13 protein-coding genes are annotated in these 13,545 nt (G+C 39.6%); 5 read left to right on the top strand and 8 right to left on the bottom strand.

Annotated features, from left to right (window positions below):
* The 4 genes from LV85_RS21580 to LV85_RS21565 all read right to left on the bottom strand — a co-directional run.
* Positions 1–280, bottom strand: a 280-nt coding sequence (locus tag LV85_RS21580) for a transposase (protein ID WP_211318455.1), incomplete at its 3' end; no start/stop codon positions are given.
* A gap of 55 nt (positions 281–335) precedes the next feature.
* On the bottom strand, positions 336–1,067 hold the full coding sequence (locus LV85_RS21575; protein ID WP_111323357.1) for a hypothetical protein: 732 nt from the start codon (positions 1,065–1,067) through the stop codon (positions 336–338).
* A 142-nt stretch (positions 1,068–1,209) separates the two neighbouring features.
* Complete coding sequence (locus LV85_RS21570; RefSeq protein WP_111323355.1) at positions 1,210–2,340, bottom strand: hypothetical protein; 1,131 nt, start codon at positions 2,338–2,340, stop codon at positions 1,210–1,212.
* A gap of 9 nt (positions 2,341–2,349) precedes the next feature.
* Positions 2,350–2,550: a hypothetical protein gene (locus LV85_RS21565; protein WP_146260529.1), complete on the bottom strand. Its 201-nt coding sequence runs from the start codon at positions 2,548–2,550 to the stop codon at positions 2,350–2,352.
* Between the two features lie 144 nt (positions 2,551–2,694).
* On the opposite strand from LV85_RS21565, the gene LV85_RS21560 reads away from it, so the two are divergent.
* Positions 2,695–2,853, top strand: coding sequence for a hypothetical protein (locus LV85_RS21560; protein ID WP_317046477.1), 159 nt, complete (start codon positions 2,695–2,697; stop codon positions 2,851–2,853).
* Between the two features lie 88 nt (positions 2,854–2,941).
* Here the strand turns inward: LV85_RS21560 and LV85_RS21555 are convergent, their stop codons facing one another.
* The 3 genes from LV85_RS21555 to LV85_RS21545 form a co-directional block, all read right to left on the bottom strand.
* Complete coding sequence (locus LV85_RS21555; RefSeq protein ID WP_111323351.1) at positions 2,942–4,063, bottom strand: hypothetical protein; 1,122 nt, start codon at positions 4,061–4,063, stop codon at positions 2,942–2,944.
* Between the two features lie 227 nt (positions 4,064–4,290).
* Complete coding sequence (locus LV85_RS21550; RefSeq protein WP_111323349.1) at positions 4,291–6,858, bottom strand: adenosylcobalamin-dependent ribonucleoside-diphosphate reductase; 2,568 nt, start codon at positions 6,856–6,858, stop codon at positions 4,291–4,293.
* A 405-nt stretch (positions 6,859–7,263) separates the two neighbouring features.
* Positions 7,264–8,610: an alpha-L-fucosidase gene (locus LV85_RS21545; RefSeq protein ID WP_111323347.1), complete on the bottom strand. Its 1,347-nt coding sequence runs from the start codon at positions 8,608–8,610 to the stop codon at positions 7,264–7,266.
* A gap of 140 nt (positions 8,611–8,750) precedes the next feature.
* On the opposite strand from LV85_RS21545, the gene rpsU reads away from it, so the two are divergent.
* From rpsU to LV85_RS21525, 4 genes are all read left to right on the top strand, one after another.
* A complete protein-coding gene (gene rpsU, locus LV85_RS21540) occupies positions 8,751–8,945 on the top strand; it encodes a 30S ribosomal protein S21 (RefSeq protein ID WP_111323345.1) in 195 nt (64 codons plus the stop codon).
* A 130-nt stretch (positions 8,946–9,075) separates the two neighbouring features.
* Positions 9,076–9,960, top strand: coding sequence for a tyrosine-type recombinase/integrase (locus LV85_RS21535; protein WP_111323343.1), 885 nt, complete (start codon positions 9,076–9,078; stop codon positions 9,958–9,960).
* Between the two features lie 35 nt (positions 9,961–9,995).
* Positions 9,996–10,301 carry a ribosome hibernation-promoting factor, HPF/YfiA family gene (gene hpf, locus LV85_RS21530; protein ID WP_111323361.1) on the top strand — a complete coding sequence of 102 codons (306 nt, stop codon included), beginning with the start codon at positions 9,996–9,998 and terminating at the stop codon, positions 10,299–10,301.
* A 68-nt stretch (positions 10,302–10,369) separates the two neighbouring features.
* The gene (locus LV85_RS21525) at positions 10,370–11,881 is read left to right on the top strand and encodes an ArnT family glycosyltransferase (protein WP_111323341.1); all 1,512 of its coding nucleotides are present in this window, start codon (positions 10,370–10,372) and stop codon (positions 11,879–11,881) included.
* Here LV85_RS21525 and LV85_RS21520 read toward each other — a convergent pair.
* Complete coding sequence (locus LV85_RS21520; RefSeq protein WP_158531228.1) at positions 11,875–13,515, bottom strand: ArnT family glycosyltransferase; 1,641 nt, start codon at positions 13,513–13,515, stop codon at positions 11,875–11,877. The genes LV85_RS21525 and LV85_RS21520 overlap by 7 nt on opposite strands.
* Between the last annotated feature and the right edge of the window lie 30 nt (positions 13,516–13,545).

The raw sequence follows: 13,545 nt of genomic DNA, 5'->3' as shown, positions 1-13,545 counted from the left end.
TGATCTTAGGCTCAAAGCTGCTGTGCCGGTCCTCCGGGGTGTCTATCGTCACTTCGCCAACGTTGCTCTTCACCGTTTTAGTGCCTTTTCCGTTGCGCTTATTACCCGAGGACCAACCTTTATCTTCATCACGGAGATGCTCATCCATCTCGGCCTGAAGAGACTCTTCCAAAAATTCCTTCAGAATTGGTGAAAGTGCTCCGTTCTTCCCGAAAAGGTTCTCACCTGATAAAAACTGATCTAATACTTTTTTCTTGAGTGCTGATTCTTGTTCTTTCATACTGCTCTATCTTATAAACTTTAACTAAAATTCAAAGTCTTAGACAGAGTTTAGATTACAGTCTCATCAGTTTTTCCTCACTTGGAAAGGAGACGGCTAGATTCGAATTATTTATGATTCCTGAACTATACGTTGGGCCAGGTTCTAAAAAACCATTTAGTTCAGTCAAAGAGTTTGGATACTCTAGAAAACGATATTTGTATTTCCCATCTTTCCCAAAAACTCCTATGAATTTTCCTGAGTTTTTATAAAATTGATTTGAGCTCTTGAAAACATTTATTGGTCCCAATTCAACAAAAAAATCGTTTTCCTTACTCCAAAAGCTACGTGCATCAGGCATGATTCTAGTACCCTTTGGTAAATCTAGCTTAATTTTCTTTAAATTTGGATTAGCTTTATTTTTGGTAATGTTGAAGTGAACTTTGAGTATGCTTTCTGTTACTCCATTTAATATATAAATAGTCGGGTACTCAGTCCAATCAACCTTTGTCGGATAAATAGGTATTCCTAGCACTGATTGATCTATTATACTCTTTTCTTCTAGGCCACTTTTTATGTTAAATATCCAAACCCCTTTACTAAAACGACTTCCAACCCCTAACAAGCTGTCATTTATTAAAGAAGAATTTGAAGGTCTCGAAAGAAATCCATTTGATTCTAAAATTTTGAGAGAATCAATAATGACTAATTCGGAGAGATTTATAGTATGCTTAGGCTGTTCGTCAACAGGTTTACATGCTATGATCTGTAATATTATATAAAGTAGAAAAATACAGCGCCGTATCATTTAATTAATTTTAAGGGCAGGTTTCAGATGCTTCTGGAATTCCTGTTTCAGGGTCTGGACATACATAGAATACGCATCCACTTGGGCATAAATAATTTGTGCACCTTTTTTGGTTTCATAATGAGATGAACTTTTCAAATCCTTACTCTTCTATAGGCTTTAAAATGGCCCGTTTGATGTACTTCTTATCCTGCTTCATCAGACTTCCTTCGTAGAAATAGAGTGTGTCATTAACTACTCCTGCGAGCATTCCGAGGTCTAAAGTGTTCCTAGGATTTCGTGTTTCATACCAACTTTCTTCGTCTTTTTTGTATATAAACAAGTTGGTGTAAAATGCATTATTTGGTGCTACCTCTCTGTTATTCATCCAAGTAGAGATGATGATCTCCTTTTTATTATCAACAACAGTATTGAAATAATGATTAAATGGTACTACCACATCCATTCCATTGCCAGAATTAAAAAGTTCCTGAAAGGAGATAATTTGGTCAGCTCCTACGGGTTCATAATCAAAATAGTTACTTTTGGGTAGAGGGATTTCCTCAAGTAATTTTCCGAGATTACCTTTCTCAAATCGTTGTATCGTTTTTCCGTGAGGAAAAGTGAACAAAATTGATTTATCATTAGAGGTGAATTCTAAGTAGTCAGTAGGTTTTAATGACCCTTCAACTTTTTTTAACTCTTCTGGATATTCTAGAAAGGATATTTTGGCTTTTCCTTTTTCATCAAATAGATAAATTAAATCTCCAGAGTTTCTGTAATAATCAGGATTATAGTTGTCATAAATCGATGATTCTAATTCAACGACAAAACCCGAAGAGATTTTTTTGAATTTTGCTCCAGCCATCTTTGGCCGTTTATTGTCAGGTAGGTTTAGCTTCAGTTTATTTAGGAATTGCTTTTTTTCTACATTAAAGGTTAGAATAGATTCACTTCTTTTGTCTAAAATGTAAAGAATTGGATATTCCGAAGCATCAAAGGAAGAAGGAATAAATGGAGCCATTGGATAATCCTTACTTGCTATTTGTCCTACTTCTTCACCATTTGAGCGGATGAAACTAACAGAAGGAGATCTAATGGATGATATGGCAAGTAGGCTATCTCCTACAAGATTAACTAAATATTGACTATTAATAAAGAAGTCCTGCTCTTGAACTAAAATTGAGTCAACAACAACCAAATCAAGCAATTGAGGAATGGCATCCTTTTCAGCTTTAATTTGGCATGCAAATGCTGAAAAGAATGCCAAGAAATAAATACAGCGCTGTCTCATTTATTTCTATTAAATTCCGCAGTCAATTATTGTTGACCCTCCTGGGCATTGCCATGCAAGGCACTCTCCGCAAACTGCATAGCTACATCCTTGTTCGTCTGTAAAATGATCGCAATCATCTACTGATGGCATTTCTACTGCCTTCACAGGCTGCACCACTGCAAAACTACCCAAGACCATCCCTAGTACGGCAAAGGTTAAAATCATCATTTTTTTCATGATTAGTTTGTTTAAGTTAAAAGATATTTAAAAAGCTAGCTTAGTTCAACTTAGAAAGACCCTCCGATAAATACAATTTTCTATTCCTGGGATTTTATAAACGGTTAATTTAAATGGGGGGGGTAAATAGTTAGTTTGAAAATATTTATTAAGAAGGTGAAAATTAACTTCAATATAGAAGGAACTGTTTCCTTTACCACTCCTGAAGGAAAGCAATCCATGATCGTGGATGGCGGAGTAGTAGAAGTAAAAGACAATGTGATTGTATTGCTGGCTGAGAAAGTAGTGGCTTAAGCAATTCATCCGAATAGTTAGAAAAGGTCTCCTGTGTAAACGGGAGACCTTTTTTGGTGCAGTTGTTGTTGGATGTAATTAATCCTTATTAGTCGATAGATCTTAGGACAGCCCGTTTGATGTATTTATCATCGTACTTCATCATGCTGCCCTCGTAGAAGTATAAGGTGTCTCTGACTACTCCGGCAAGCATTCCTATGTCAAGTATACCTTTCGGGTTTTGGCTTTCATACCATTTTTCTTCTTTTTTATTATACACCATCAGGTGGGCAAATCGTGTCTTTTGGATTCCTCCCTCTCCGATTTTCATCCAAGTTTGAATATAAATAGACTTTTCATTCTCATATATAGAGTTGAAATAATGATTGTCAGGAGTCTTGGTACTTTGGTTTTCTCCTGCCATAACACTATTGAAATCAATGATTCTATCGGCAGCCTTCAGCTGGTAATCGAATACCCGACTAGGTGGGAGATCTATTTGCTCTAGCTCTTCGCCCGTGTTCGTGTAACGGTGTAGTTTCTTACTGTGTGGAAAGGAAAGCCGAATGGTTTGATTATTATCACTCATTTTAAAGTAGTTAGTCGGACTCAACGAGCCTTCCATGGCTTTATATTCCTCTGGATATTCCATTATCGATTTTTGAAATTCTCCATTATTGTCAAAAAAATATAGCAGATCACCTGAATTGCGGTAAAAGTCAGGCAGATAGGCGTCGTGTTTTTGGTCATATAGTTCGACCAGAAAGCCATTTTCCGTTTTTTTGAACTCCGCTCCAATTGTTCTGACTATTTTGTCTTCTGGAAGGTTGAGTCGTATTTTTTCGATAAATTCCTGAGTTGCCACATTGAATACCAGTACAGACTGGCTCCTCCTGTCTATGATATAGACAATAGGATATTCTGAGATATCAAAAGAAGAGGGCATGAAAGCCCCGATTGGAAAATCTCCGGAGGCGATATTTCCCATTTGTTCTCCGTTTTTGCGAATAATTCCTACAGCAGGAGTTCGGTTGGAGGATACAGCCAATAAGCTATCTCCGATTAATTCTACCTTGGCAGGTACGTTCATAAAAAAATGCTCTTCTTTAACTAAAGATGAGTCAACAATCACCAAGTCCAACAATTCAGGAAAATCATCTTTTTCACCTTTTGTTTGACAGGATATTGTTATTATTAGGATACTGGCTAAGGAAATGAAATGATGTCTCATATGGTTTAAAATGGAGCTAAAGAAATGCTAGCTTAGTTCAAACTAGAAAGATCATATATAATTTGCAAATGTCGAATTCATCAAATTTATAAACGCTAGTTTAAGCGTGGAAGAAATATTTAGTTTGAACACATCGGGAAGTTGAATTTTTAATACCGCAACAAGAATTTAGAACATAAAAAAGGGAACCAATCAGCTCCCTTTTTAAAATTGACATTTCCGAATGCTTATCCACACTTGGAAGAACCGCAGTCCTTACAAGTCAGGCATCCTTCCTGATAGATCAAATTAGCAGATTTACATTGTTCACAGGTTTGTCCTTTCGCTTTGGTTCCATCTTCTACATAGCGCTTCACTGCTCTTACCACTCCATTTTTCCAGGTATTGATAGACTCACTGTCCAGTTGCAAACTATTGATCAGATCTACGATCTTTTCTATTGGCATGCCATAGCGAAGTGTGCTGGAGATCAGCTTGGCATAGTTCCAATACTCAGGGTCGAACTTATGAGACAGCCCTTCTATGGTAGTCTTGTAGCCTCGCATATTCTTGTACTGGAAGTCATAGCGTGAGGAGCCATCTTCGTTTCTGTTTTTGATGATCAGGCCTTTGTTTGCCCACCTAGGGATTAGGATGCCATCTTCGTCATCTGCCAAACCGGTAAAGACTTCATAAGGTCTTCCGTCGATCAGGCCTATAAATGCGATCCATTTTTCCTTGTTGTTTTGGAAACGAACTACGTCTGCTTCCAATATTTGAGGGCGCTTGGTAGGGAAAGGAGTGATAGAATTTACTAGCTCCTCTTTTTCCTCTTCTTTTTTCTCATCATTGGAGATCAAAACACCAGACCTGGAGCCATCTCTATAAACAGTGACTCCTTTGCAGCCAGCTTCCCAGGCTTCCAAGTACAATTGACCTACCAGTTCTTCTGTAGCGTCGTTTGGAAGGTTGATCGTAACTGAGATCGAGTGATCCACCCATTTCTGAACTGCTCCCTGCATACTCACCTTGCTCATCCAGTCCACATCATTGGAAGTAGCCTGGTAGTAAGGAGATTTTTTGACGATCTCATCTAGTTCTACCTGCGCAAAGTTTTTGGAAGTATCGATTCCGTTGACTTCCATCCATTGCTTAAATCTATGGTGGAAAACCACGTATTCTTCCCAAGAATCACCCAGCTCATCTACGAAATCTACGCGTACATTTTTGTCATTAGGATTGACCTTTCTTCTACGCTTATACACTGGCATAAATACCGGCTCAATGCCAGAGGAAGTCTGTGTCATCAAACTCGTTGTGCCAGTTGGAGCGATGGTTAGCAGTGCTATATTTCTTCTACCATATTCCAGCATTTCATAGTAAAGCTTGTCATCGGCTTCTTTCAGGCGCTGGATAAAAGGATTGTTTTTTTCCCGCTCAGCATCGAAAATCGCAAATGCTCCTCTGTCTTTGGCGGTATAAACTGATGCTCTGTAGGCTTCAATCGCTAAGGTCTTGTGAACTTCCACAGAGAATTCATTGCCTTCTTTACTTCCGTATCTGATTCCCAAACCAGCAATCATATCTCCTTCAGCAGTGATGCCTATGCCTGTTCTACGACCTTCATTAGCTTTCTTCTGGATATTCAGCCAGAGATTGCGCTCATTAGCTTTCACCTCATCCTGTTCTGGATCTGCATCTATTTTTGCAATGATTGCATCTATTTTCTCAAGTTCTAGATCGATGATATCATCCATGATACGTTGTGCTGCATGGACGTGCTTTTTGAATAGCTCAAAATTGAACTTTGCTTTAGGGGTAAATGGATTCTCTACATAAGAGAAAAGGTTGATTGCCAATAAGCGGCAAGAATCGTAAGGGCAAAGTGGGATCTCTCCACAAGGGTTGGTAGAAACCGTCTTGTAACCAAGATCGGCATAGCAATCCGGCACAGACTCATTGATGATCGTATCCCAAAAGAGCATGCCTGGCTCGGCAGATCTCCAAGCGTTATGGACGATCTTCTTCCACAGTTTTGTTGCTTCTATGGTTTTCTGAAATTTTGGACTTTCGCTGAAAATCGGATACTTCTGAGTGTACTTGGTGTTTTCTTTTACGGCTTTCATAAAACCGTCATCGATTCTCACAGACACATTGGCACCAGTGACTTTGCCTTGCTCCAGTTTGGCATCGATGAAATCTTCAGAATCGGGATGATTGATAGAAACTGACAACATCAATGCGCCACGGCGTCCGTCCTGAGCAACTTCTCGAGTAGAGTTGGAGTAACGCTCCATGAAAGGAACAATGCCTGTAGAGGTAAGAGCGGAGTTTTTGACTGGGGAACCTTTTGGTCGTATATGTGATAGATCATGTCCCACACCTCCACGACGCTTCATCAGTTGCACCTGCTCCTGATCTATTTTCATGATCCCTCCATAGGAATCAGATTCACCACTATTTCCAATCACAAAGCAATTAGAAAGTGAAGCGATTTGGTAGGGGTTTCCAATTCCTGCCATCGGGCTTCCCTGAGGCACGATATATTTAAAATCCTTAATCAGATCAAAAATCTCTGTTTCTGAAAGTGGATTTGGGTATCGAGATTCAATTCTTGCCAGTTCTTTTGCAATTCTAGTATGCATGTCATTTGGCGTTAGTTCATACAAGTTGCCATCCGAGTCCTTCAGTGCATATTTATTGATCCACACGCGTGCTGCTAGATCATCTCCTTTGAAATAGGCTAGGGAAGCTTCGAATGCTTCATCTTGTGTGTAGGTTTTAGTCTTAACCTGTGGTTGGGTTTGTGTGCTCATATTCTGTTGGTTTAAAAATATTCGGATGCTGAATGAATACCTGAAGTAAGCAAAAAATTGAATTTTAAAAAATGGTTATATTCATCAAGTTTACAAGAAAAAAATGTAAACTATTTAAAATCAGTGTTTTATAAAATTTACACTGACAAAAAGTTCACAAAATTTTTATTTTTTGATTATTGTAAGCCGAAAATCATGATTCGGATAATACTGCTATAGAACGCTGATCTTCAATCGTTTTGAATCAGATAAGTAGAGCAGGTTTTAGCACGCTCTTAGCTTGGGTTGAAAAGTAAACTAACTTATTGAGTTAACACCTTTTTATGTAGGGGAGAAAAGTGCAGAGCTTTCCAAATAATGGAAAGCTCTTTATTATCAAAGCTGCAGTTGCAGTTGATGTTTTGTTTAGTTGCTCTCGATCACCTGGCCCATGTCCCCATAGAGGTCTACCGGTCCATCTAGCAATACGGCCAAGACGGTAATATCCTTGTCATATACATTGTCAGGAATGTCGATATATTTCATGCCTGGAACAGCACTCCAATACATTTTACCGACCTCTCTGGATTGTAGTTTGGTTCCATTCCCTACTACCCAGACACGCTGAATTTTATTTTTTAAGCCTTTGATTGCCAGGGATTCATTCACTTTATAATCTAGGTAGATGTATAGAATAGTCTTGTCTGGCGAAAGTGTGGTAGGAGCATAGATGTGACCGTCGGGAATGCCCGCTTGAGTTTCGTAGATAGCAGATTTATGTTTGGTGGTCCAGCGACCAAATTCTTCTAGAATGTTTTCGGCTTCTTCAGGTATAGTACCGTCAGGTTTTGGTCCAAAATCAAGTAATAGATTCCCGCCCATGTGTAGACAATCTACAAAGATTCGGAGCAGCTCATTAGGTGTTTTATACTTATGGTCATTGCCTTGGTACCCCCAGCTGTCGTTCATGGTCATGCATAGTTCCCAGTATTCACTAGCTGGTCTGGTCACAGGCACTCCTTGCTCAGGAGTAGCGTAATCTCCGAATCCTGGGCCCAGTCTTGAGTTGATGATTAGGTTATTGTTGTAGCTCAAAAGCTTGGCTTTCAACTCTGCACTTTTCCATTCTTCTGGGCTATGTTCCCAGTCTCCATCAAACCAGTATAAATCTGGGTCGTATTGAGTGGAAAGTTCTTCCAATTGCTTGAAATTAAAATCTACGAACTTCTGAAAGCGCACTGGATCGTCCTTGTAGCGGAAAGTCTCTCTTGTATTTCTGTCGTAATCTGGATGAGACCAATCCAACACAGAAAAGTAGATTCCTTTTTTAATCCCTTCCTTTTCTAAAGCATTCATCAGCGGGCCAACCAAATCTTTTCCAGCAGGGGTTTTCTTGACCACTGAGAGATCTGATGCCTGGGTATCCCAAAGCGCCACACCATCATGATGCTTTGCCGTGAGCACTGCATATTTGGCGCCACTTGATTGGATCAGTTTAGCCCATTTTTCTGGATCGTAGTTAGCTGCCGTGAACCCCGAAAGCTGCTTCATATAATCGTCATAGCTGATGTAGTCATTGAAAAACGACCAGGATTCATCAATCCCATTGACAGAATAAATTCCCCAGTGAATAAAGATGCCCAGCTTGGCATCCTTGAACCATTCCATTTTCTCAGGATTTTCTTGAGAAAAACCTGGCTTATTTTGGGTGAATAATAGGATTAGAATAGCGAATGCTAGCAAATAGCTCTTGAGTGGATAACTGATGTTCACGTCGATATAAATGAGATTTGAGATAAAATTAGGGAATTCGCCCTACATATCAAGGGTATAGAAAAGAGTTTATTATGAGGGTGCTATTGTTTTTAGAATAATATCAATACCTTTGTGCCCACGAAAGGGGGTGTATAGATATGATCATAGTTAACGTAAAAGACAACGAATCAATCGAGAAAGCGCTAAAGCGTTTCAAAAAGAAGTTCGATAAGACTGGCGCAGTCAGAGAACTTCGTGCGAGACAAGCTTTTGTTAAGCCTTCCATCAAAAGAAGAGCACAAGTAATCAAAGCGGCTTACAAGCAGCATCTTCAAGAAGAAGCAGCGAAGTAATCAATTTTGATCTTCCGATATTAAACGCACTTGCCATCAGGCAGGTGCGTTTTTTTTATGTCATTTTGTGAAATAGATAAGCATTACTTGTCATTTTTTAACCTAACTTATCTCCTGAGTGATGTGACATATGATTGATTCTTTCCTTAATTATTTAGAATTCGAGAAAAAGGCCAGCCCACATACGGTAGATGCCTATCGTCGGGACCTGGGTCAATTCGAAGAGTTTGTGGCACTTTCTTTTGAAATCAGTGAAATTTCTGATGCGCAACATCCGGAGCTACGAGCCTGGGTGATCGACCTGGTAGATAGTGGCTTAAGTACTACATCTGTCAATCGTAAAATCGCTACACTGAGGTCTTATTACAAGTTTTTGTTAAGATCAGGGATCATTTTGCAAGACCCGACGTATAAGTTAAAAGGTCTTAAAAATCCGAAAAGACTTCCCGAATTTGTACAGGAATCGGCCATAGAATCCGTTCTACATGAAAGCGTCTATGAACCGACCTTCGAAGGACAGCGTGATAAGATGGTGATGGAATTTCTTTACCTCACTGGTGTCAGACTTTCGGAGTTGATAGGATTGCACTGGTCCGATATTAATCTAATCGAAGATTCGGTGAAGGTGCTTGGGAAGAGAAAAAAAGAAAGAATAATACCTATTACAAAAGGCTTAAAACAGAATATATTGCTGTACAAAAAAGTATTTGAAGAAAGGTTTTCAAAAGTAGGTCAAAGTGAGTATTTTATTGTCAGCAATCAACAAAAGCAAAGTTACCCTATGATGATTTTTCGCATCGTCAGGCATTATCTGGATCTTTTTGCGCAGACTTCCAAGCGCAGCCCACATGTGCTGAGACATACTTTTGCTACTCACCTCCTCAATAAAGGCGCTGATCTGAATGCTGTCAAAGATTTGCTAGGTCATGCAAATCTCGCGGCCACTCAGGTGTACACGCACAATTCCATGGAAAAACTTAAGGCTGTGTTTGAACAGGCACATCCTAAAGCATAAATAAATTATTTGTTCACCACTAAATGCAATTGAATATGAAACTGCAGATGCACTCCATCCACTTCGACGCCGATCAAAAATTGATCGATTTCATTCAAAGGAAAGCCGATAAGCTGGACACTTACTATGATCAAATAATAGACGGAGAAGTTTTTTTGAGGCTTGACAAAAATGACAACAATGCCAACAAAATTGTAGAAATCAAGCTCAATGTCCCAGGGAAGCAGTTTTTTGCAAAGAATCAGGCTGATTCTTTCGAGGCTGCCTCTGATGATGCTATTGAAGGGCTAAGACGTCAAATTAAAAAATACAAAGAAAAAGTAGTCCTAGCTAAGCAGTAATAGCTGAGAATATTAATTTTGTGGCACCTCTCATTAATTGGGAGGTGTTTTTTTTTGATCCTTACCCTATGCAAAAGTCTCCTAATTATACGCTCTACTTTTGGCTGGTAGCCATTGGATTGGTTATCGCCAAAATTATTTTTACCCTCAGACCGGAGATGGATCTCTTTACCGAAGAAGCACAATATTGGCTCTGGTCCAGAAACCTCGCCTGGCACTATTACTCCAAGCCGCCATTAGTTTCATATTTGAATCTGATAAGTACATCGATCTTCGGCGTCACGGAATTAGCAGTGCGATTTAATGCACTCATTTTTGGTTTAGGTACCAGCTGGGTTGTTTATCGCTTTGGAACCTATTTATACAGTGAGAAAGTAGGTTTCTGGGCTTCCATTATTTTGCAAGCAATGCCATTTTGGTGGTTGATATCTACCTTTCATACCACAGATTCTTCCTTGACATTTTTTTGGACGCTGACTATTTTCTGGCTTTATAAGGCCAATATGGAAAAGGGGACGAAGTGGTGGATTCTAGCTGGGCTGGCTGCAGCAGTTGGTTTGATGGCTAAAGCGGTGATGCTCTTAGCTTTCCCATTTTTGTTTTTATTCATTTTGCAAGAAGGTACAATCGGTAAGAAGTGGAAGAAGATGCTTCTCTTTTACTTGATTATGTCTATAGGTTTTGTGCCTGTGTTAGTATGGAACTTCCAGCATGACTTCAATACTTTCAAGCATTTGGCAAACTTGGCTGGTGCAGGAGAGGCAACGGAATCTGTTCCCTTCTCAATTTCTGAAGCCCTGGCTCAATTTTTCGAATTCCTAGGAGGTCAATTGGCAATGATCTCAATCTTCTTGCTTCCTCTAGCATTCATGACCATCAAAAATGTCTTCAAGTCTAGAAGTCAGGACAAAATATTCTTAATTCTTCCTGCCTTTCTGACATTTGTAGGATTTGCCTTCCTTAGTTTTCTTACAGAGATACTGGTCAATTGGCCAATTTTCTCTTACGTTGGATTACCTATTCTCATCAGTGCTTGGGTTGTGAACCAATCGGAAAAGTGGTTGAAAATCCGCAATTGGGCGGTAGGTATTAGTATTTGTTTGCCTCTGATTTTGATCTTACCCGATTTTACTTTTTTCAAGTCAATCCCTCCTATTAAGAAAGGAGAGAAGCAGTTGTTTAGACGAATGTCAGGATATGATCCACTGTCAAAAAGGGTAGATTTTCTTCAGGATAGTTTGAATTTGAAAGATGTGTTTATCTTTTCTGAAACCTATCACATGGCTTCCGAATTGTCATTTTATCTGAAAGATCATCCTCAAACCTACATGCTCAATATGGGGGCTAGAAGGAATCAATTTGACCTGTGGCCTGGGATGGATCAGTTCGTAGGCAAGAATAAAACAGGGATATTTGTGAGCTGGAACTACGATTCACCTGGTGAGTTTGCGCACTTTGATTCCTTACTTTATGAAGAAGAATTTGAGGTATTTTTAGTGGGAGAACCTCTCAGAACGGCTAAAATCCAAGTATGGCGAAATTTGGAAGCGTTTGATCCTTACGTGCCTCTAAACTATTGAGCGGACTTCTTTTCCAGCCAATAATAGATTTTTCCATTCTCTTGTAACAAGCTGTGAAACTCTGGATTGCTAAGGTTTTGAAGTAAGAATGGGATTTTTTTGGAGTCCCAGTTCAAGGAAACCTCTCGTATCTCGTACTCGTTTTCTGGGAGTATAGATAGGTGCTTATCTTCCACAATTAAGTATTTGTAAGCCTCTGATTTCTTCAGTAACTCTTCATCTGTAAGCTTCTTTTCTCCGCTAATGTCTGTCATGTAGAAATCAGTGCCTAAATACACTCTGATTTTGCTGCTGGCATGAATATTCCCGATAAAGCCAATTTCATCTTTAGGGTCTATACTATTTGCAGCTACAAATTCGGCTACTTGCTCTCCTTGCTCTGGAAGTGAGATTTTGGCCGTTACAGTGGATACAAGAAAGAAAACCAACAGGAATGAGTAAGAAAGTGCTTTTGGTAGTTTCTCACTTTTTGCAGTGAGTCTGAATAAGTATGCTAATATAATTAGACCCAGTGCTAATTGGAGGTAAATCCAAAAAGTGCTTCCGAGCTGGATGTTGATATATAAACCTACTAGCCAAACGATGATATTTAAAATCAGGAATAACCATATGCTGATTTTTAGCCCTCTTTGGCGCATTTCAAAGCCTCCTCTTACCAATAGCCAAGCGAGCAAAACTGCTAGCACTGGAGCGACAGGTAGTAAATAGCGCTCGTAAAACTTGGACGTCATGGCTCCCATTCCTAAAATGGCAAGTCCCCAGAGTAGTGCAAAACCAAAGAATACCGCGTTTTCTGACCAGGTCTTTTTTACGCTCTCTTTGAATCTTGGGAGAACTAAGAAAATCCAAGGAATGTAAATAGCGATTAGGATTAGTACGGCTAGCATCCCATTTTTCAGAATAAGTAAATGGCGAGACGTGACTCTGCTGCCAACTTGATCTGCCACAAAACTATCTAGGTATGTAGGGCCATGAATAATATACATAGCGACGAACCAGAAAAGTGCTATGAAAACGGATACCGCAATGGAAGGGATATGTATGAAGGTTTTGAATGAGATTTTCTTCCAGGGGTTCAATAAAAGGTAAAGAATAGCCAGGCCGCCCAATGCGACTGCAGGAATTCCTTTGATTTCAACGGCAAGTGCTAAACTTATATAGAGTAGCCAGAGATACTTTTTGGGACTTTGGTCTCCGAATCGAATTAAACCAGCAAAGCCTATCGCACTAGTTGTCATCGTCAGCCCAAGCAATACATCCGGGATGGAACGTGTAGCGGATAAAATTAAAACAGGGTTGGCGGCAATGACTAGGGCAGAGATTCCCGCGATTTTTTTATCGTCAAAGAGTAGTTTCGCAAGCCAGTAGGTAGCTCCAACGGTCAGTGCACCAGCTAGCAAGAAGAGAATTCGGGAAGCAAATGCGCTGACTCCAAAAAGCTTAAATCCAGCTAGTACTACCCAATATGTCCCAATTGGTTTTCGGAATCGAAGTTCACCATTTCCCAAGTAAGTTGTCAAGTAATCTCCATTTTGAAGCATTTTCACCGCTGCATCGCTGTAATACATTTCGTCAGGAAAATGCATGTGAAAACTTAAGGCAAAAGGGCCAACTAAGATGGCAAATGCTGCCATGACAACCCATGGATTAATTTGGTTCTCTTT

The sequence above is a fragment of the Algoriphagus chordae genome (genome assembly GCF_003254055.1).
In the GTDB taxonomy this organism is placed as follows: domain Bacteria; phylum Bacteroidota; class Bacteroidia; order Cytophagales; family Cyclobacteriaceae; genus Algoriphagus; species Algoriphagus chordae.
Note: the sequence above shows the minus strand (reverse complement) of the source record. Positions and strands in the feature narration are given on the sequence as shown.